Raw genomic sequence first — 17817 nt, forward strand, 5'->3', positions numbered from 1 at the left:
CGGCCCCCTGGCGGGCGTTTTCCCCCTCTAGTGCGCGGCGGCGGGGGGCCGGCCGCCCGCCCCGCCCCCCAAACCGCCCTGGGGCGGTGCCCCCCGCCCCACCGGGTTGTGGCCCGGGGCCTGCCGTATGACCCGGTTCGCGACACCGGGTTGATCTCCCGTGGTTCCCCGGACCGGCCCGTGCGAGCCGGCCGTCGCCGGGAGGTTCGACGGCGGGGCCGAGGCCCAGGCCGCCGGTGCCCGGGATCCGAACGCCCCCACGCGTCGGTGTCCCGGGCGCGGTCCGTGGGCGCGACAGAGTCGGGGAACCCGCGGACCAGGCTTTGGGTGAAGGGGAAAGGTGGAACCAGAGGTACCGGACTTGCAGCCGCCGCACGACGAGGTGCCACAGGGAGAGTGGGCGCACGGGTGCGCCACAGCAGGCCACCCCCACGTGGAGTCTCGTCCACAGCAGCTGCCGTACAGCGCGACCGTAGCCCGGACGGTTGCTCAGCGTCAACATTCGTCTCGGAGCGTGGAGCTCGCGCGCTTGTGAACGCGGCTGGAACACCCCCGCCCCGTGCGGGCGTGCGCCGGGTCGGCACGTACGATGGCGGCATGTCTTTTCTCCGCCGACGTTCCGGCACCCCCGCGGGCCCGGACTTCGACGTGCTCGCGATGGATCCGGGTGACTGGCCCGGCCTGTTCGGCGCGGCCGTGATGACCGGCCCGGACGGTTCCTGCCAGGGCATCTTCCTGCGCTACGACCTGTTCGGCGGGCGCGGCCCGGCGATGTTCATCGGCAACCTGCCCGAGGGCTCGCCGGCCCGGGACACGCCGGACGGCGTGCCGTTCGAGGTCAGACAGCTGCTGCAGGCGCTCGAGGTCGAGGAGCCGGTGGAGTTCGTCTCCGCCGAGGACTTCCCGGTGATGCTGCGGGACGACCTGCTGATCGTGAAGAAGGTCAAGGTCTCCGAGGAGCGGGTGTTCTGCGCCCAGTTCGACCGCAGCGACCAGGTCCAGGTCACCATCGCGTCCTGGGACCGGCCGATCGCGGACGACCTGTACCAGCTGCTGAAGCCGCTGCCCGGCGAGATGTTCCAGCAGGGCTGAGCCGCCGCGGGCGGGAAAGGTCAAGACTCTTTCGAGTCGTCCTGCCGCACCCGCCCGGGCGCCGCTTGACGCCCTCGAACAATGCTTCGTACAGTCACCGGCATGTCCGTCCGCCGTCCGCCGCTGACCTCGCGCAGCTATGTCGACCTGCGGCGGACCGCCAGCGCCCTCTGTTGCTGAGGCCGTGGTCGGCAGGCCCCTGCGCCGCCGGCCCCCGTCCCGTCCTCGCACGCCCCAGCCGGCCTCCGGAGGCAGCGCCATGACCGTCCGCACGGACCGCGGTCCCGCACCATCGTCCGACACGGTGTCAACTACCGTGACCGGAAGCACTTCTGTCACACCGTCCACACCCGTCCCCGGAGTCCTGCCGCCCGCCGCGTCGGCCGGGCTGCCCCGGGTGGTCGACCTGCTGGCCGCCCGGGCCGAGGAGCACGACCGGGACGCGACCTTCCCGTACCAGGGCGTCGAGGCGGTGCACGAGGCCGGGCTGCTGACCCTGACGGTCGGCCGGCGCTTCGGCGGGGACGGCGCCGGGCTGCTCGACACCGTCCGGGTGCTGGCCGAACTCGGCCGGGGCGACGCCTCGGTGGCGCTGCTGACCGCCTTCACCCTGCTGCGCCACGCCGAGCAGGACCGGACCGGGAGCTGGCCCGCCGCGCTCTACCGCCGCCTGCTCACCGAGTCCCGGCGCGGACCCGCGCTGGTCAACACGGCCGGCACCGCGCCGGGCGCCCCGGTGCTGGCCCGGCGGACCGCGACCGGCTGGCGGCTGGAGGGCCGGGCGGCCGGCTGCGCCGGGGCCGAGGCGCTGGCCTGGGTCGAGGTGCGGGCGGTCACCGACGAGCCGCAGCCCCGGGCGGGCGTCTTCCTGCTGCGCGGCGAGTGCGAGGGGATCGAGGTGGACCCGGTCTGGGACCAGCTCGGCCTGCGGGCCAGCGCCGGGCACGACCTGGTGCTGGCCGGCGCCGAGGTGCCGGCCGACCGGGCCCTGGGCCTGCGCCCGCTCGACGCCGCGGCCGAGCCGGCCGAGGCGCTGGGCACCGCCTGGCGCGATCTGGCCCTGGCCGCCGTGCAGCTGGGCGCGGGCCGGGCGGCCCGGGACTGGCTGGTGGGCGCGCCGGGACCGCACGGGGCGGCGGCGCTGGGCGAGCTGGAGAGCGGGCTGGTCGGGGCCGAGGAGCTGCTGTTCGGGCTGGCGGCCCGGATCGACGCCGGCCAGCCCGAGGCGGTGCGGCGCAGCGGCCCGGTCCAGCTGCTGGCCACCCGCGCGGTGCTGGAGGCGGTGCGCGGGGCGGTGGAGCTGGCCGGGGCGGCCGGTCTGAGCCGCCGTCAGCCGTTGGAGCGCCAGCTGCGGGACGTGCTCAGCGCCCGCCCGCACAGCCGGACCCCGCAGTCGGTGCTGGCCCAGGCCGGCCGGGCCGCGCTGGCCCGGGCCCCGAAGCCGCGCGGGCGGTAGCGCCCGGCCCGGCCCCGGGCCCCGGGGCGGTCAGCGGGTGCCGACCGCGGCGCGGACCGCGCGGCGGGCGAGCGCCGCGTCCTCGTGCAGCCGGCGGATCATCAGGCGGGCCTCCTCGCCGGCCCCCGGCACGTCGTGGATCCGCAGCTCGCGCATCAGCACCAGGACCAGGTTGACCAGGAAGGCGTCCCGGGCCAGCGTGCCGCCGGCCTGGGCGATCTGACTGATCTGGCGGCGGGCCGCGGTGTCCCCGGAGAGCACGCTCCACAGCACCGCCAGGTCGTACCCGGGCAGGTACCAGCCGGCCTGCTCCCAGTCGAGCAGCACCGGACCGGAGGGCGCCAGCATCACGTTGGTGAGCAGCGCGTCGCCGTGGTTGAGCTGCCAGTTGCTGTGCCCCAGGCCGTGCAGCAGCTGCCGCAGGTCGCCGGCGTCCCGGTCGGTCAGCTGGCCCACCGAGTGGTAGCGGGCGACCTCGAAGTGGTAGTCCAGCGGCTGCTGGAACACGTCGGTCGGCGGCCGCCACAGGTTCAGCCCGCGCACCGCGCCGAGGATCGCGCGCACCTCGCCCGGGGTCGGGGCGTTGGCCGGGTGGCGCTCGATCGCGGCCGGACGGCCCGGGATCCGCTCCATCACCAGCACGCAGCGGTCGTGGTCGGCGGCCACCAGGCGGGGCATCCGGACCGGCGGGCGGTGCCGGACGAAGGCCCGGTAGACGGCCACCTCGCGGCGGAACCGGTCCACCAGCACGCCCCGGCGGTCCGCCTGCACCGCCTGCGGGTTGAGGCACTTGGCGACCACGGCCGTGCGGCCGATCAGCCCGGTGATCAGGATGTGCGCACCCTCCTGGCGCAGCACCTGGCGGGCCGAGAACGCGGGACATATCCGGGTGATCTGGGCCAGCGCCGCCTTCACGGCCGGGGTGCCCAGCGCGGCGTTGTCCACCTTGCCCCAGTTGCCGGCCACCCCGGCGGACGGGGCGCCGTAACCGGCGGGCTGGGGCACGCGGGGGCGCAGCAGGCGCTCACCGGCGCGCGGCACGAACCCGGGTGCCTCGATGCGCCCGGCGGGCCGGGCGGGGACGACGGGCTTCGCCACGGGCCGGCGGACCGCCACGGGGGTCGGCGTGCGCTGGGCGGTGCCGATCCGGGGCGCGGTGGGGGAAGTCGCTGAGGAGTACATGAGGGGGAGGGTTTCCCTTCCTTGCCGACGGCATATGCGAGCCAAGGCGGCGGCCCTGGCGGGGGTCAGTCCTGGTGCGGGCGCCGGTGCAGCGGGGGCTTGCCCCGGCGAACTGATGCTCCGTTGGTGTTCCGTGCGGTGCGGGTCCGTCCGAGCGGGTGGGGCGGGCGGACCGGTCGGCCGGGCGGAGCGCCGAGCGCCGGACCCGGCCGTTCGGTCCGCCCGCGCACCCTGGGGAATGCGCTGGTCGCTCCGGTCGGCCGGGCTCGGCGCCAGGCGCGCCACCCGTCCGCGCCACCCCCTCCGCCGGTCCGCCGGGGCGGTCCGCCGACAGCCCCGGAACGCTCCCGGGCCTGCAATTCCGGGCCTCGCGGCTCGGGGTGAGGTGGCGCATCTCTACCTGACACCCGGATGCCACTGGCTGTCGACGTGGCGCCCCCTGGCGGACCCTGGCGAATGCTCGCGTGGCACATGACAGCCCGTTAGGCTCGGACCAGCCGAGGCACCTGGGGGCTTGATGTGAGCAGGGAACCCAACACCCGACTCGCCGACCTTTTCGCCCTGACCGGTTGGTCGAAGGGCGAACTGGCCCGGTTGGTCAACCGGCGCGGTGCCGCGATGGGGCAGCAGCAGCTGTCCACCGACACCTCGCGGGTGCGGCGGTGGATCGAGCAGGGAGAGATCCCGCGCGATCCGGTGCCCCGGGTGCTGGCAGCCGTCTTCACCGAGCGGCTCGGCCGTGTCGTCTCCATCGAGGACCTCGGCCTGGCGCGGCACCGGCGGACCGGCACGGCCCTGGCGCAGTGCGCCGAGGCCGGGAAACCGGAGCGAACGGCGGAGATCCTCACCGAGTTCACGGGAATGGATCTCATGCTCAACCGACGCGGACAGCTCGACGACGGCTCGACCCTGGCGGGAGCCGACGTCGTGCCCGACTCCCTCTACACCTGGCTCACCGGCGAGACCGTGGCCCGGACCGCGGCCCGGGCGCCGCGCACCATGATCAGCGGCGCGGGCGGCCGCCCGCTGCTCGACGTCTACGAGCCCGGCCCGGTCGGCGCCCAGGAGGTGGAGTCGCTGGAGCTCGCCTTCGAGGTCTTCCGCTCCTGGGACGCCTCCCGCGGCGGCGGCCTGCAGCGCAAGGCGGTGATCGGCCAACTCAACGAGGTGGGCGGTCTGCTGACCCACCCCCACCCGCCGGAGCTGGCCCGCCGACTCTGGCTGGTGGCCGCCAACCTGGCCTCGCTGGCCGGCTGGATGTCGCACGACGTGGGGCTGGAGAGCGCCGCCCAGCGCTACTTCGTGATCTCCGCCCAGGCGGCCAGGGAGGCCGGCGACCGGGAGCGGGCCGGCGAGTCCGTCTCGCGCTGCGCCCGCCAGCTGCTGCACCACGGGCGCGGCGCCGAGGCGCTGGAGCTGATGCGGCTGGCCCGGGCCGGCGCCGGGCCCGGCATGGCGCCGCGCACCCGCGCGATGCTCAACACGGTGGAGGCCTGGGCGCACGCCACCCTGGGCAACACCAGCGAGGTGCACCGGCTGCTCGGCGAGGCCGAGGACTGCTTCGCCGCGGACCTGGACGAGCCGCAGCCGGCCTGGTCGCGGACGTTCAACGAGGTCGAGCTGAACGGGATGTCGTCGCTGGTCTACCGCACGCTGGCCGAGCACGACGCGGCCGCGGGCCCGCGGGCCGAGCAGCACGTGCGGACCTCGATGCGGCTGCGCGCCGACCAGGGCCAGGAGCGGTCCGGCGCGCTGGACCACGTGACGCTCGCCGCGGTGCACTGGATCGGCGGCGAGCCGGAGGCGGCGCAGGAGCAGGCGGAGGAGGTGCTGGCGAAGATCGGCGCGCTCTCCTCGCACCGGACCTGGGACCGGCTGGAGCAGATGTACCGGCTGTCCGACCGCTACCGGTCGCTGCCGGCCGTGGCCGAGCTGCGGGAACGGATCAGGGCGGCGGTGCCACCGGCCCGCCGCCCCGCCGAGTAGGGCCGCCGCCGCGGTGGGGTCGGGCGGCCCGCGGTGTCAGAGGTTCTCGGCGCCCGCGCTGTGCACCTTGTCCCAGGCCTCCGACACGTAGCGCTCGCGCTCGACCAGGGTCAGGGCCGGGAAGTACTCCTTCAGCCGCTCCACCACGACCTGCTCGGGCTCGTGGCACTCGTGCAGCAGGAACGCGGCCTTGTGAAGAATCTGGCTGTCCATGGAACGGTCCTCCGTATGGTGCAGGTCCGCCCTGTGCCGACACTGCGGGCAGAAGCATATGTGCGCTGTTCCGCAAGCATGCGTGGGGGGCCGGTGGGGCGCGCGCGCCCGGGTGGGACGCGGCGGACCGCGGTGGCCCGGCGGACCGCGGTGACTCAGTGGACCGCGGTGAGTTCCATCAGCAGCGAGACCACCTGGCCGTCGGGGCCGAGCCGGGGCCGGCCGGTGCAGCGCACGGCGCCGGCGGGGCGCGGCCCGAGGTCGACCCGGACCACGCCGTCCAGCGGGCGGCCGTGCACCAGCGCCTCGGTGACCATCCGGCACAGCGCCGGGCGGTCCTGCGCGACCACGTAGGAGGGGAGCTGGTCCAGGGTCAGCGGACCGAGCCGCGGATCGCGGGCCAGCACCCGGTAGGCCTCGGCGGACCAGGACACGGTGTCCGCGACCAGGTCCCACTCGACCGCCGCGCAGTCCCGCGAGGCCGCGAGGGTGGGGTGGCTCATGCCACGACTGTCCCACAGCGGGCGGGTCCGCGTCCGGCGAACCGCAGATGTCCGGGGAACATTCGCGGGGCATATGCCAGACCGGTGGGCCGGGGCGGGCCGGGGGGCCGATGTCCTTCTTGCGCCGGACTGTGTGCTTCTCGCCGGTACAGGCGGTAACCTACGGTGATTCCGGCGCCCGGGCGCCCGCCAGACCTTGTCCACCAGCCCCCGGTGACGGAAATCCCGTTGCCACGACGACCGCCGCAACGGATGCTGACCTCATGTTCGAGCCCGTGATAGCCCCCAGTGCCAGCCTCCTCGGCCTTCTGCAAAGAGGACGCGGCGACGGGCAGCTGCATGCGCTCGCAGCCGACCGCGACGAGGCGGTCGCCGCTCTTGAGGAGTGCGTCACCAGCGACCCCCGCAGCGACTGGCAGATCGAGAACCGCTCCCTCTACTACGCACGCGTCTACATGGACCTGGAGGCGCCGCTCGGCGGCATCGAGCGCCACCTCGGCCACCCCGACGACCTGCTGGACCAGGACGAGCACCGCACCGGCCTCGCCCTCTCCGTCCTCGGCCACCTGGCCGGCTACGGCCGCCGGGACGCCCTGCTGCTGCTGCGCCAGTACGTCGCCACCGGGTCGAACTGGACCTGGGCGCTGGACGAGCTGGCGCTGCGCGACGACGACGAGGCGCTGCTGGCGCTGGCCCCCGCCGTGCTGGCCCGCTTCCCCGCCGACGCCGAGGGCGACGCGGCCCTGCGGGCGGCCATCCGCACCGCCTACGAGCCCAAGCCCTGGCGGCTGTGGGCGCCGCACCACCCGCGGGTGGCCGCGGCCGGCGAGCAGTCCCCGTTCGACCTGTGGCAGCGCCAGTTCGACCGCGGCGCCGTGATGCCCGGGTGGAGCGTGGCGGACGTGCTGGCCTGGGCCGACGAGCCGCAGCCGGGCACGGCCGAGGCCGGCGCGGTGGAGCGCCGGGCCGCCGCGGCCGCGCGCTGCCTGACCTCGGTGGCCCGTCCGGAGGACCGGGACACCCTGCTCGACGCCGCCCGCGAGGGCGGCGAGGGGGCCCGGCGGGCCGCGCTGCGCCACCTGGTGGACCGCGACGACCCGGCGCTGCCCGAGCTGATCGAGGCCGCGGCCGCCGACGCCGACGAGCGCGTGGTGCGGGCCGCCCTGGACACCCTGGCCCGGATGCGCGGCACCCGGGCGCTGGACAGCGCCCGCCGCTGGGCCGACCCGGCCACCGGCGGGGCGGACAGCGCGCTCGGCGAGGCGGCGGTGCTGCTGCTGGCCGACATCGGCGAGCCCAAGGACGCTCCGGCCGTGGTGGCCGGACTGCGGCAGTGGGTGCTCGCGCACGGGGTGCGCGGTGCCGGCCTGGCCGGACTGGTGGACGGTACGGGGCGGCTGGCCGCCGCGGACGCCGTTCCGACGCTCCGTCACATCTACGGCGAGGCTGCCTCCTCCGACCTGCGCGGCCGGGCCGCCCAGGCGCTGGCCCTCACCGACCGCTACTTCGCCTGCGGCCCCGCGGTGGAGTGCCTGTGGGACTGCGAGGAGGCGACCAGGGAGCTGGCGGCCCGCCACGTGGTCACCACCGGCGACGCCCGGGTCCTGGAGCGCCTGCGCCGCCTCGCGGCCGACCCCGCCGAGGAGGCCGAGGTCCACGCCGCGGTCCGCGGCCGGCTGACCTCCCGCGACCGCTAGGGCCTGTCTGACCCCCGCCCGCGCGGCGGCCCCGGGGGTCGAAGGCGGCCCCTAGGACCCCGCCACGGATTCCGCCGGGCGGTGGGGGCGGAAGCCCGGGGCGGCGAGGGCCATGGCCAGGATCACCAGCAGGCCGCCGCCGGTGATCGCCCAGGTGGTGCCCCAGGCCGCGCCGGCGGCTCCGTGGGCCAGGGCGGCCAGCCGGGGGCCACCGGCGGCGATCACCGTGTCCGCGCCCTGGAGGCGGCCGCGCAGTGCGTCCGGGGCGGTGCGCTGGAGCAGCGTCTTGCGGAACAGGCTCAGGCCGGCGAGCGCCAGGCCGCTCAGCGCGAGCCAGCCCGCGGCCGCCCACAACCGGTCGGCCAGCCCGAAGCCCGCCACCGCCAGCCCCCAGGCACAGACCGCCACGGTGACCGCCACCCCGTACCGGCGCACCCGGGCGGCCGGGCCCGAGCACAGGTTCCCGGCCACCACCCCGGCCGCCATCGCCGCACCCAGCACCCCGATCGAGGCCGGCCCGAACCGTTCCTGCGCCACCTGCGGGAAGAGCGCGGCCGGCATCCCGAACACCATGGCGATCGCGTCGGCCAGGTACGTGGTGCGCAGCACCCGGTGCCCGGCCAGCAGCCGCAGCCCGGCGCCGATCTCGCGCAGTCCGGCGCGGGCGGGGCCGCCCGCGGGGGCGGGCAGCGCCGGCAGCCGGCGCAGCGGCACCAGGGTGGCGGCGAGCGCCAGCGCGTCCAGCGCGTAGAGCGGGACCAGGCCGACCGCGGCCGCGAGCACCCCGCCGAGCAGCGGTCCGCCGATCCCGCCGGACCAGGTGGCCAGGGCCGTCAGCGCATTGGCGGCGGGCAGCCGCTCGCGGGCGACCAGGCAGGGGACCACCGCACCGCGCACGCCCGAGGCCACGCCGAACAGGGCCTGCTGGGTCGCGACCAGCCCGAGCAGGACCACCAGGGTCAGTCGTCCTGGTGCGAGCGCGGCCTGCACCGCCAGCAGCGCCGACACCGCCGCGAGCCCCGCACCGGTCAGCCGCAGCAGGTGCCGGCGGTCCACCGCGTCCGCCAGTGCACCGCCCCACAGGGCCGCGAGGACCAGCGGGGCGAGGCCGGCCAGGGCGGCGGCACCCACCCAGGTGGAGTCGTGGGTCAGTCCGTACACCTGGAGCGGGACGGCGACGGCGGTGAGCTGGGCCCCGACCGCGGTCACCACCGAGGTGGCCCAGAACCGGGCGAACCCGCGGTCGGCGCGCAGCGGGGCGAGGTCGAGCAGGAGGCGGGGGGCCGGCGCCTCCCGGGTCTGCAGGCGCACCGGCTCAGCCCGCCGCGGTCACGTCGGCCACCGCGCACGCGATGTTGTCCGGCCCGCCCGCCCGGTTGGCCAGCGCGACCAACTGCTGCACCGCCTGCTCGGGCGCCGGGACCGTGGTGAGCACGGTGCGCAGCTGATCCTCGGTCAGGACCGTGCTGAGCCCGTCGGAGCAGAGCAGGTAGCGGTCGCCGGGGCGGGCTTCGTGGACCGAGAAGTCGGGCCGGTCGACGTCCCGCGCGCCGCCCAGGGCCTTGAGGAGCAGCGAGCGCTGCGGGTGCGAGGCGGCCTCGGCCGCGGTGAGCCGGCCCTCGTCGACCATGGACTGGACCAGGGTGTGGTCGTGGGTGATCTGGAACAGGTCGGCGCCGCGCAGCAGGTAGGCGCGGGAGTCGCCGATGTGCACCAGGGCGAGCCGGTCGCCGCTGAGCAGCAGCGCGGTGAGGGTGCTGCCGCCGGGTGCGGCGGGCCGGCTGCTGTGCAGCGCCTCGCCGAGCAGGTTGAGCAGGTCGCCCGGGCCGGCGGCGGTGGCGTCGAACCGGCGCAGCGCGTCGATGGCGGCGGCGCCGTGGCCGGTGCCGCCGAACCCGTCCGCCACGGCGAGCAGGCCGGGGTCGGCGTGGGCGAGGTCCTCGTTGCTGGTGCGCACCAGCCCGGTGTCGGTGCGGGCGGCGCAGTGCAGGGTGAGCGTGGGCACGGCAGGGTCCCTCCCCGTGAGGCGGTCGACCAGCAGGTCGACCAGCTGCTGGCGCTCGGCGGTCGCGGCGAGCACCCGCTCCCAATAGGCCGTCAGCTGCTCCGCCGCCCGCTCCGGGGCGAGCCCGCACAGCTCCCGGATGGTGCCCAGCGGCACGCCGATCCGGCGCAGGTGGGCCACCAGCCGGGCCTGCTCCAACTGTTCCGCGCGGTAGTAGCGGTACCCGGTGAACGGGTCCACCTCGGCGGGACGGAGCAGGCCGAGCTCGTCGTAGTGGCGCAGCGCCTTCGCGGACAGGCCGGCAGCCCGGGCGAATGCACCGATGGTGTGCAGCGACAAACGGTCCTCCTTTGGGGGCGTGGCCAGGCTGAACCTTGCCACGGGGGGAAGGTCAAGCTCCCCGCCCCCGGCGGTCACCCCCGCAGGACCGTGAACCGGAGCGGGGTGCCCGGGCGGGCCTGGGCCGCGGCGGGGAGGTCCGCGGCGGCCACCACGCCCAGCACCGGATAGCCCCCCGTGGTCGGGTGGTCCGCCAGGAAGACCACCGGCCGCCCGTCCGGCGGCACCTGGACCGCGCCCAGCACCATCCCCTCGCTCTCCAGCTCGCCCGCCACCGCCCGGATGAGGGCCGGCCCCTCGGTGCGCAGCGCGATCCGGTTGCTCGCCGCCGCCACCCGGTACCGGCAGCGGGGGAGCAGTGCGAGGGTGTCCGGCGCGAACCAGTCCGCCCGCGGCCCCGGTCGCAGCCGCAGCAGCAGCTCCGCGGGCGGCGCCGGCAGCGGCACCAGCTCGGCGCCCGGTGCCCCGTGCTCCGTCCCCACCGCCAACCGGTCACCCGCGCGCAGCGGGGCCGGACCCAGTCCGGCCAGCAGGTCCGCCGACCGGCTCCCCAGGACCGGCGGCACCGCGACACCACCGCGCACCGCCAGGTAGGACCGCACCCCGACGTCGGCGGGTCCGACGTCCAGCGTCGCGCCCTCGGGGACCAGCACGGCCTGCCCCCAGGCGGCCGGCCGGCCGTCCAGCCGCACCGCGCACGGCGCCCCGGCGACCGCCACCAGCAGCGCCCCGCCGTCGGCCCGGACCGCGACCCCGCCGAGCGTGGTCTCCAGGGTGGCCGCGTCCGGCCCGTTGCCGACCAAGCGGTTGGCGGCCCGGTGCGAGGGCGGGTCGAGCGCCCCGGCGCGGGGCACCCCGAGGTGGGCCACACCGACCCGACCGAGGTCCTGCACGGTGGTCAGCGGGCCGGGCCGGGTGACCAGCAGCGCCCGCGCACCCATCACCGCACCCCTGCGCACGGCACGCCCCCGCCGGGCACCGGCACGAACCGCACCCGCGCCCCGGGTACCAGCAGGGCCGCGGGCTCCCGCGCCGGATCCCACAACCGCAGCTCCGTCCGCCCGAGCAACTGCCACCCGCCGGGCGAGGAGCGCGGGTACACCCCCGTGTAGGGCCCGGCCACGGCGACCGACCCGGTCGGCACCTCGGCCCGCGGCGTGGCGCGCCGCGGCAGGTGCAGGTGGGCCGGCAGCCCGGTCAGGTACCCGAAACCGGGCAGGAACCCGCAGAACGCCACCCGGTACTCGATCCCGCTGTGCAGCTCCACCGCCCCGGCCTCGGACACCCCCCAGTACCCGGCCGCCTCCGCCAGGTCCGCCCCGTCGTACACGGTGGGGACCTCGACCAGCGGGCCGTCGGGGACCACCGCGCCGGTCACCGTCCAGGAGCCGACCTCCCGGGCCACGGCGCGCGGGTCCGCCACCCCGTCCAGCAACACCGTGCGCGCCGCCGGCACGATCTCCGCCACCTCGCCGAGCGCCCCGCGCTCCCGCTCGGCCAGCAGCCGCCGGTACAGCGCGGCCACCGCCCCGGCGTCGGCCACCTCCAGCAGCAGCCCCGATTCCCCCGCCACCCGCACCGTCACCATCAGGTGAACGCCTCCACCCGGATCCCCGCCGAGGCCAGCGCCCCCCGCACCCGCCAGGCCAGCTGCGCCGCGCCGGGGGTGTCCCCGTGCACGCAGAGCGAGCGGGCGTCGATCGCCACCGGCTCGCCGCCCGCCGCGGTGACCAGGCCGTCCCGGGCCATCCCGACCGCCCGGGCGATCACCGCCTCGGGGTCGTGCACCACGGAGTCCGGTTCGCGGCGCGGCACCAGGGTGCCGGCCCGGGTGTAGGCGCGGTCGGCGAACGCCTCGGTCACCACCGGCAGGCCCACGCCCTCGGCGACCTGGAGCAACCGGGAACCGGGCAGACCGAGCACCGGCAGCGGGCCGTCGCAGACCGCGCCGGCCCGCAGCACCCCCGCCACCACCGCCTCGGCCTGCTCGCTGTCGGCCACCACCCGGTTGTAGAGCGCGCCGTGCGGCTTGACGTAGCTGACCCGGGAGCCGGCCGCCCGGGCGAAGACCTGCAGCGCGCCGATCTGGTAGGCGATCTCGTCGGCCAGTTCGTCCGGCGGCACGTCCATCGCGCGGCGGCCGAAGCCGGCCAGGTCGCGGTAGGAGACCTGGGCGCCGATCCGCACGCCGCGCTCGGCGGCCAGCGCGCAGACCCGGCGCATGGTGGGCGGGTCGCCGGCGTGGAAACCGCACGCCACGTTGGCGCTGGTGACCACGGAGAGCAGGGCTTCGTCGTCGGTCAGGGTCCAGCGTCCGAACCCCTCGCCGAGGTCCGCGTTGAGATCGATCACCGCACCGGTCACGGCCGACTGCCTCCCAGGAGCTGCTGCGGGTGTCCGAGGCGATCGTAGGCCTTCGTCCGCGACCCGGTTCGCCGCGGCCACCCCCTTGGCCCACCGACTTCTGGCGCACCGTCAGGCCACGACGGCGCCCGGCTCCAGGGGGGCGGCCGCGCTCCGCGGCAGCGGCTCGGCCGCGGCCCGCTCCAGCCGCCGGATCCCGCGCAGCACCAGCAGCAGCGGCACCGCCCCCACCACCCCGAACGACATGTCGACAAAGCTCCAGTAGACCGGGATCCCGCGCACCGGACCGCAGACCACCGCCAGCGGCACGATCCCCGCACAGGCCCCCAGCGCCCACCGGACCACGAAGACGTTGCGCACCGGATCCCGCAGCGGCCCCAGGAAGGCCCCCGCGATCACCAGGTGCGCGAAGGCCAGCCAGTCCGTCCCGTACGCCAGGAACGGGTACCGCGCGTCCTCGTCCACCAGGCCGGCGTGCACCCGCTCCAGCCACGCCGTCGCGCCGTGCGGCGCCGGCAGCCGGTGCGCCAGGTCCACCAGCAGGCCCGACTCGGCCCGCAACGGGAACGCGGTCAGCCCGCTCAGCACCAGGCACACCACGAAGAGCAGCAGCCACCGGCGCACCCGGCGCCGTTCCCGCACCGCATCGATTCCTGTCATGGCGGTTACCCTAGAGGTTATTTTGAACGTGTTCAACTCCATCGGGAAGCCCAGGACGAAGCGGGACGAGAAGGAGCGTTTCGGACCTGTCGGCACGGGGCCCTAGGCTTTACCCCCGTGACCGTCATCGCCGCCCAGCCCGCCGAGCCCGAGCTCGGGCCCGCCACGCCCCGGCCGGCGGCCGACCCCGTGCCCACGGCCACCCGCCCCGCCCCGGGCCCGGCGGCCGACGAGGGGCTGGCCCGCCGCCTCAAGGCGCTGGCCTGCACCGCCCCGCTGCACGACCTGGACAACCGCAAGGTCAACCTGGCCGGCGAGTACGGCGGCTACGCGATGGCCGAGGTCGGCCTGGCCACGATCGACCTGGTCACCCTGCACATGGACTTCGACACCGGCGCCGACCGCGAGATAGTGCTGGGCCGCCTGCTGCCGCGGGTCGCCGCCCAGCACCCCGGGCGGCCGGGTGCCGAGCACCAGCGGGTGGCCCGCTGGGTGCTGGAGTCGCTGATCAACGTCGGCAGCGTGGACCGCGGCTTCCGCGCCGTCTACGGCACCTTCGGTCAGGACGGCGTCTACCTGCGGCGCGACTACGACTTCAAGCTGATCGAGGAGGTCCCCGGCCCGGACGGCGGGGTCTACCTGCGCACCACCGACGAGGCGGTCAACGTCCTGGTCGGCGCGCTCGACACGGACGTCACCTCGGCCCAGATCGCCGCCGAGGTCAAGCTGGAGGTGCTGATCAAGCGCGGCCGCCTGGCCGACGCCCAGCTCGCCGCCGAGCAGGCCCGCTACCGCACCGTCCAGTACGCCGAGACGCTGCGCCGCGCCCTGGAGGCGACCCGGCGCAACGTCCGCGCGGTCGACTGGATGCAGGCCGTGCCCGACCTGATCGACGAGGCGCTGGAGCACATCGCCGACCGCTACCGGCACGAGAACGCGATCCTCACCAACATCCGCCGGATCCGCGACGAGGCCGAGGGCGCCGACCACAAGCGCCAGGCCGCCGAGCTGGTCGACATCGTCAAGGACTGCATCCGCCGGCACACCCAGCTGCAGACCCGGCTGCTGGAGGCCGGCCCGCTGTTCCGCGCCGAGCAGGACCGCCAGGCCTTCGCCGCCCCCGCCGCCCGGGCCGGGATCGACCTGTACGGCCAGCTGCTCGCCCCGGCGCTGCGGCTGCCGGTGGAGCAGGCGATCCGCCCCACCGACGCCTTCTTCGCCCGCGGCACCGGCCTGCGCACGCCGACCGCCGTCCGGGTCAACGACCTGGTCGAGCTGCTGCTCACCCCGCCGGTGGAGCGCGAGCACCTGGGCGCCGAGCTGCCCGACCCCGACCTGGTCGCCACCCCGGACGACAGCCGGTTCTCCGAGGCCCAGCTGGAGGCCGCGCTGCAGCTGCTCGACCTGCCGCCGGACGCGCCGCGCCGGCTCTCCGGCCTGCTCGCCGAGGCCCGCCGGCAGGACCCGGAGCTGCCCTACCTGGTCGCCCTGCTGTCGGTGCACGCGGCCAGCCCGCCGGTCGGCACCGCCTACCGCCAGGGCGAGCAGCGGCTGCTCTTCGCGGTGGACGACGGCACCCCGCTGGCCGACCCGGAGTTCGGCGGCGCCGACCTGATCGTCGGCAGCGCGCTGCTGGACGCGGCGGGCATGGCGGCCGACCGGCAGGACGCGCAGTGACGAACACTCAGCTAGGAGCAGCACCGATGACCAGCCCCCAGGACGGCGCCCCCGCCGCCGCGCTGACGCCCAGTGACGTGGCCGACGCCTCCCGCCTGGTCTCCTTCGGCCTGCAGGCCAGACTGCTCCCGGCCCGCGACGCCGAGTACACCGAGCTGGTCCGCCGCTACCGCGACGACCCCGCCTTCGCCCGGCTGGCCGACGCGGTAGCCACCGGCCTGGGCCTGGTGGTGCTGGAGGTCTCGCCGCGGGCCGGCATGGCGCTGGCGGCCGGCGAGGACTCGGTCTTCGCGGTGCGGATGGGCGACTACTCGCGCCGCGCCGCCTCGGAGACCACCGACCGGTTCCTGCACGGCCTGGCCCACCTGGCCGTGGCCGCGATGGCGTTCCCGCGGCCCGAGGACCTGGCCGACGACGGCTACCTGGGCCGGATCACGGTGAACGGCGTGGACGCCTTCGTCCGGCAGGCCTGCCGCCGACTGGAGGAGCAGGCCGAGCTGGTCGGCGACAACACCGACCCGGCCAGCGACGCCCCCGGCCTGGAGGCCGCCTGGCGGGTGTGGGCCCGCCGCTCCACCACCGGCGCCACCAAGGACGCCCGCCGGCTGTCCGGCTCCACCATCGGCATCACCGGCAAGGCGGTCGCCTTCCTGGTCGAGTCCGGCTTCCTGCAGAAGACCGCGGACGACGCCGGCGGCACCTACCGGACCACCGCCCGCTACCAGCTGCAGGTCCGCGACCTGGCCGGCGGCGCCGCGATGGCCGAACTGCTGGAGCTGGGCGTGGTCCCGGTCAGCGACGGCACCGCCACCCTGCTGCCCGCCGACCACACCGAGGAGCTGGTGGCCGACGCCGGCCTGCCGTTCCACTCGCTCTGAGCGCTCATCACCTGATCGACCGTCGAAGGCTGCACATGTACGAGCTCAACCGGGTCCGCCTCTACTCCATCGGCCCGGCCGGCGCCCGCTACGCCGACACCGTGCTGGACCTGCGCGGAGTCGGCGAGCCGGTGGCCGACCCCGCACCGCGCCAGCTGGGCATGTTCGGTGACGAGCCGGAGGGCCCGCAGCGCCGGCCGGCCCCGGCCGGCGTGCTGTTCCTGGAGAACGGCGGCGGCAAGTCGGTGCTGCTCAAGCTGATCTTCTCGGTGATGCTGCCGGGCCACCGCAACACCCTGGGCGGCGCCAGCTCCGGCGTGCTGCGCAAGTTCCTGCTGGCCGACGACTGCGGCCACGTGGCGCTGGAGTGGCAGCACACCGTGACCGGCGAGCTGATCGTGGTCGGCAAGGTCAGCGAGTGGCGCGGCCGCCAGGTCTCCTCCGACCCGCGCAAGTTCGCCGAGACCTGGTACTCCTTCCGGCCCGGCCCCGGCCTGACGCTGGACGCGCTCCCGGTGGCCGAGCGGGCCGCGCTGGGCGACCCGACCGCCCGGCCGCGCGGGCGCCGGCGCACCATGAAGGGCTTCCGGGACGCGATGACCGAGGCCGCCAAGGCCTACCCCTACCTCGACCTGACCTTCGAGGACGGCCACGACCGGTGGACCGAGCACCTCAACGAGCTCGGCCTGGACCCGGAGCTGTTCCGCTACCAGCGCGAGATGAACGCCGACGAGGGCGAGGCGGCCGGCCTCTTCGCGGTCAAGCACGACGCCGACTTCACCGACCTGCTGCTGCGCGCGGTCACCGACACCCGGGACACCGACGGGCTGGCCGACCTGGTGCACGGCTTCGCCGCCAAGCTCGGCCGGCGCGCCGAGCTGGTCGCCGAGCGGGAGTTCACGGCCGGCTCGGTGGAGCTGCTGGAGCGGATCGTCACGGCGACCGCCGCGCGCGAGTCGGTGCGCGAGGCGCACCGGGCCGCCGAGCGGCGCACCCGCCGGCTGGCCCAGGCGCTGGCCGCCCGGGCCGGGGCCGAGCGGGAGCGGGCCCAGGACCTGGCGATCGAGGTGGCCGCCGCCGCCGGTGCGGTGACCGCCGCCGAGGCCGACCGGACCCGCCACTCGCTGATCACCGCCGAGCTGACCCACCGGCACGCCACGCTGTCGCTGGCCGCCGCCACCGCCGAGGCGGCCGGCCTGCGCCGCGAGCTGCTGGACGCGCGCACCCTGTACTCCGCCTGGCAGGCCGCCGAGGCGGTGCTGCGCCACCGCGCCGCCGCCGACCGGGCCGCCCGGGTGGCCGCCGCGATCCGCGAGGCCGAGCTGGACGCGGCCCCCGCGCTCGCCGCCCGGGCCCAGGCCGCCGGCGCCCTGGCGCACGCACTGGAGGCGGCCGCCGGCACCGCCGAGGAGCGGGCCGAGACCGAGGAGGCCCGCGCCGCCGAGATCCAGGCGGACGGCGCGCAGGCCCAGGCCGACGGGCTGGCCGCCGCCACCGCCGGGCAGAAGGCCCGCTCGGAGGCCGACCACCTGCGCCAGCGGCTCGCCGAGGTGGAGCAGGAGCTGCACGCCGCCGTCACCGCCGGCTGGATCGACGGTGCGGGCGAGACCGACCCGGCCCGGGCCGCGCTGCACGCCGCCGACGCCGAGCAGAGCGCCACCGCCGGCCTGGAGCAGGCCCGCACCGTGGCCGAGCAGGCCACCGCCCGTACCCGGGAGGCCGCCGCCGCCGAGGGCCGGGCCGAGCTGGCCGCGGCCCGCGCCGC

At 76.5% G+C, this 17817-nt stretch carries 16 protein-coding genes and 1 pseudogene; 8 read left to right on the plus strand and 9 right to left on the minus strand.

Annotated features, from left to right (window positions below; all coding sequences use genetic code 11):
• Positions 1-597: 597 nt before the first annotated feature.
• From ACFW1A_RS25365 to ACFW1A_RS25375, 3 genes are all read left to right on the plus strand, one after another.
• A complete protein-coding gene (locus tag ACFW1A_RS25365; RefSeq protein WP_380412120.1) occupies positions 598-1092 on the plus strand; it encodes a hypothetical protein in 495 nt (164 codons plus the stop codon).
• A 102-nt stretch (positions 1093-1194) separates the two neighbouring features.
• Complete coding sequence (locus ACFW1A_RS25370) at positions 1195-1272, plus strand: putative leader peptide (RefSeq protein WP_380412167.1); 78 nt, start codon at positions 1195-1197, stop codon at positions 1270-1272.
• Positions 1273-1408: 136 nt separating this feature from the next.
• Positions 1409-2548, plus strand: a complete 1140-nt coding sequence (locus tag ACFW1A_RS25375; RefSeq protein WP_380412123.1) for an acyl-CoA dehydrogenase family protein — start codon at positions 1409-1411, stop codon at positions 2546-2548.
• A gap of 30 nt (positions 2549-2578) precedes the next feature.
• Here the strand turns inward: ACFW1A_RS25375 and ACFW1A_RS25380 are convergent, their stop codons facing one another.
• Positions 2579-3730 carry an aminoglycoside phosphotransferase family protein gene (locus ACFW1A_RS25380; protein ID WP_380412126.1) on the minus strand — a complete coding sequence of 384 codons (1152 nt, stop codon included), beginning with the start codon at positions 3728-3730 and terminating at the stop codon, positions 2579-2581.
• A 519-nt stretch (positions 3731-4249) separates the two neighbouring features.
• Here ACFW1A_RS25380 and ACFW1A_RS25385 point away from each other — a divergent pair.
• Complete coding sequence (locus ACFW1A_RS25385; RefSeq protein ID WP_380412129.1) at positions 4250-5716, plus strand: hypothetical protein; 1467 nt, start codon at positions 4250-4252, stop codon at positions 5714-5716.
• Positions 5717-5752: 36 nt separating this feature from the next.
• Here the strand turns inward: ACFW1A_RS25385 and ACFW1A_RS25390 are convergent, their stop codons facing one another.
• Positions 5753-5929, minus strand: a complete 177-nt coding sequence (locus tag ACFW1A_RS25390; protein ID WP_380412132.1) for a hypothetical protein — start codon at positions 5927-5929, stop codon at positions 5753-5755.
• Between the two features lie 155 nt (positions 5930-6084).
• The gene (locus tag ACFW1A_RS25395) at positions 6085-6432 is read right to left on the minus strand and encodes a hypothetical protein (RefSeq protein WP_380412134.1); all 348 of its coding nucleotides are present in this window, start codon (positions 6430-6432) and stop codon (positions 6085-6087) included.
• Positions 6433-6695: 263 nt separating this feature from the next.
• Between ACFW1A_RS25395 and ACFW1A_RS25400 the strand changes: the two genes are divergently transcribed.
• Positions 6696-8129, plus strand: a complete 1434-nt coding sequence (locus ACFW1A_RS25400) for a HEAT repeat domain-containing protein (RefSeq protein WP_380412139.1) — start codon at positions 6696-6698, stop codon at positions 8127-8129.
• 51 nt (positions 8130-8180) lie between these two features.
• On the opposite strand, the gene ACFW1A_RS25405 is transcribed toward ACFW1A_RS25400, so the two are convergent.
• The 6 genes from ACFW1A_RS25405 to ACFW1A_RS25430 all read right to left on the minus strand — a co-directional run bounded on the left by ACFW1A_RS25405 (position 8181) and on the right by ACFW1A_RS25430 (position 13497).
• Positions 8181-9440 (minus strand): MFS transporter, encoded by a 1260-nt coding sequence (locus ACFW1A_RS25405; protein WP_380412144.1) that lies wholly within the window; start codon positions 9438-9440, stop codon positions 8181-8183.
• A gap of 4 nt (positions 9441-9444) precedes the next feature.
• Positions 9445-10473, minus strand: coding sequence for a MerR family transcriptional regulator (locus ACFW1A_RS25410; RefSeq protein WP_380412147.1), 1029 nt, complete (start codon positions 10471-10473; stop codon positions 9445-9447).
• A 74-nt stretch (positions 10474-10547) separates the two neighbouring features.
• Positions 10548-11414 carry a biotin-dependent carboxyltransferase family protein gene (locus ACFW1A_RS25415; protein ID WP_380412150.1) on the minus strand — a complete coding sequence of 289 codons (867 nt, stop codon included), beginning with the start codon at positions 11412-11414 and terminating at the stop codon, positions 10548-10550.
• Positions 11414-12061: a 5-oxoprolinase subunit PxpB gene (gene pxpB / locus ACFW1A_RS25420; protein WP_380412153.1), complete on the minus strand. Its 648-nt coding sequence runs from the start codon at positions 12059-12061 to the stop codon at positions 11414-11416. Before pxpB ends, ACFW1A_RS25415 begins: the two co-directional genes overlap by 1 nt.
• A complete protein-coding gene (locus tag ACFW1A_RS25425) occupies positions 12061-12837 on the minus strand; it encodes a LamB/YcsF family protein (RefSeq protein WP_380412156.1) in 777 nt (258 codons plus the stop codon). The genes pxpB and ACFW1A_RS25425 overlap by 1 nt, the downstream gene beginning before the upstream one ends.
• 111 nt (positions 12838-12948) lie before the next feature.
• Positions 12949-13497 carry a hypothetical protein gene (locus tag ACFW1A_RS25430; protein ID WP_380412160.1) on the minus strand — a complete coding sequence of 183 codons (549 nt, stop codon included), beginning with the start codon at positions 13495-13497 and terminating at the stop codon, positions 12949-12951.
• Positions 13498-13686: 189 nt separating this feature from the next.
• Between ACFW1A_RS25430 and ACFW1A_RS25435 the strand changes: the two genes are divergently transcribed.
• The 3 genes and pseudogenes from ACFW1A_RS25435 to ACFW1A_RS25445 all read left to right on the plus strand — a co-directional run.
• Positions 13687-15174 carry a hypothetical protein gene (locus ACFW1A_RS25435; protein ID WP_380412170.1) on the plus strand — a complete coding sequence of 496 codons (1488 nt, stop codon included), beginning with the start codon at positions 13687-13689 and terminating at the stop codon, positions 15172-15174.
• 26 nt (positions 15175-15200) lie between these two features.
• Positions 15201-16052: a hypothetical protein gene (locus ACFW1A_RS25440; protein ID WP_380412163.1), complete on the plus strand. Its 852-nt coding sequence runs from the start codon at positions 15201-15203 to the stop codon at positions 16050-16052.
• 35 nt (positions 16053-16087) lie between these two features.
• A pseudogene (locus ACFW1A_RS25445) lies at positions 16088-17817 on the plus strand (hypothetical protein); the annotation flags it as partial.

It is taken from the genome of Kitasatospora sp. NPDC058965, assembly GCF_042741245.1.
In the GTDB taxonomy this organism is placed as follows: Bacteria; Actinomycetota; Actinomycetes; order Streptomycetales; family Streptomycetaceae; genus Kitasatospora.